At 75.2% G+C, this 1,598-nt stretch carries 2 protein-coding genes; one reads left to right on the top strand and one right to left on the bottom strand.

Going from position 1 to position 1,598, the window contains the following annotated elements; translation table 11 throughout:
• The coding region (locus tag ACIY1X_RS26320; protein ID WP_399686588.1) for a LysR substrate-binding domain-containing protein at nt 1–388 on the top strand (388 nt) is incomplete at its 5' end.
• A gap of 102 nt (nt 389–490) precedes the next feature.
• On the opposite strand, the gene ACIY1X_RS26315 is transcribed toward ACIY1X_RS26320, so the two are convergent.
• The coding region (locus ACIY1X_RS26315) for a M16 family metallopeptidase (protein WP_399686585.1) at nt 491–1,598 on the bottom strand (1,108 nt) is incomplete at its 5' end.

Genomic DNA, 1,598 nt, shown 5'->3' with positions numbered 1-1,598 from the left:
CGTCGCCAGCCCGGCGGTGGCGGCGCGGCACTTCGCCCGCGGCGTGGGCGCGCGCAGCCTGGCCGAAGCGCCCAGCCTGCGCTACGACGCCAAGGACGAACTGCAGGCGCGCTGGGCGCGGCGCGTGTGCCGCCGGCCGGTGGCGCTGCCCGAGCACCGCGTGCCCTCCTCGCAGGCCTTCCTGGAGGCAGCGCGCCTGGGCATGGGCTGGGGCCTGCTGCCGCTGCTGCAGGCGGCGCCCGCCCTGGCCGACGGCAGCCTGGTCGAGCTGGTGCCGGACAGCGCGCTGGACGTGCGCCTGTACTGGCAGCACGCGCGCGCCGCCTCGGGGCTGGTCGAGGAATTGACCCGCGCCGTGGCGGCGGCCGCGCGCGAGGCGCTGCACTGAGCGGCAGGCGGCGCCCGCCTCACGCTCATTTCAGGCGCTTCTTGCGCCCGACGCACGGGCACTGGAGCCCTGTTTGACGACCCGAATTCACTGAGCCGAGGCTTACTGAGCCCCCGGCTTCGCACCGACGATCACCGTCACCATCCGCTCCGGCTGCAGCTTGCGCTGGAAGGCGGCCTTGACGTCGGCCGCGGTGACGGCGTTGACGCGCGCCGTCCAGGTGTCGAGGTAGTCCAGCGGCAGGTCGTTCCAGGCGATGTTGGCGATGTTGCCGAGCAGCTTGCGGTTGCTGTCCAGCAGCAGCGGGAAGCCGCCGACGAGGTTGTCCCTGGCGGCCTTCATCTCGTCCTCGGTGGGGCCGTCGGCGACGAACTTCGCCAGCACCTCGCGGGCCACCGCCACCGCCTCGTCGGCCTGGTCGGGACGGGTCTGGAAGCCGATGCGGAAGGCGCCCGCATGCAGGCCCGGCGAGAAGGCGCTGTAGACGCTGTAGGCCAGGCCGCGCTTCTCGCGCACCGCCTCGGTCAGCCGCGAGACGAAGCCGCCGCCGCCCAGGATGTAGTTGCCCACGGTCAGCGCGAAGTGGTCCGCATCGCGCCGCGCGTAGCCCGGCTGGCCGATCAGCACGTGCGCCTGCGCCGAGTCGAAGGGGATGCGCTCGGTGGCGGCGCGCGCCAGCGGCGGCACCTCGGGCACCGGCGGCAGGGCCGGGCAGGCACCCTCGCCCGCCGGCAGGCGCGCCAGCAGGCGGCGGGCGATGTCGTCGGCCTGCGCGCGCGTGACGGCGCCCACCACGGTGAGCTTGGCGCGGCAGGGCAGGATCGCCTCGGCATGGCGCCGCCGCATGTCGTCGGTGGAGATGGCGGCGAGCGTCGCCTCGGTCGCGTCGTCGCCGTAGGGGTGGCCGCCGTAGACGTCGCGCTCGAAGGTGCGCGCGGCGACGGTGCCGGGCTTGGTGTTGGCCTCGCGGATGGCGGCGGACAGCCGCTCGCGCTCGCGCCGCCAGACGTCCTCGGGGAAGGCGGGCTCGCCGATCTCGCGCGCCGCCAGCGCCACCGCCTTGGCCAGCAGCGCCGGATCGGCCAGGCTGCGCAGGGTGAAGCTCATGCGGTCGGCGCCGGCGCCGACGTTGAACTCGGCGCCCAGGTCGGCCCACGCCTCGCCGAGCTGGTTCTGGTCGAGCGCCGGCTCGCTGCCGCGCGCGGCCACG

The sequence above is a fragment of the Xenophilus sp. genome, from assembly GCF_044462705.1.
In the GTDB taxonomy this organism is placed as follows: Bacteria; Pseudomonadota; Gammaproteobacteria; order Burkholderiales; family Burkholderiaceae_C; genus Xenophilus; species Xenophilus azovorans.
Note: the sequence above shows the minus strand (reverse complement) of the source record. Positions and strands in the feature narration are given on the sequence as shown.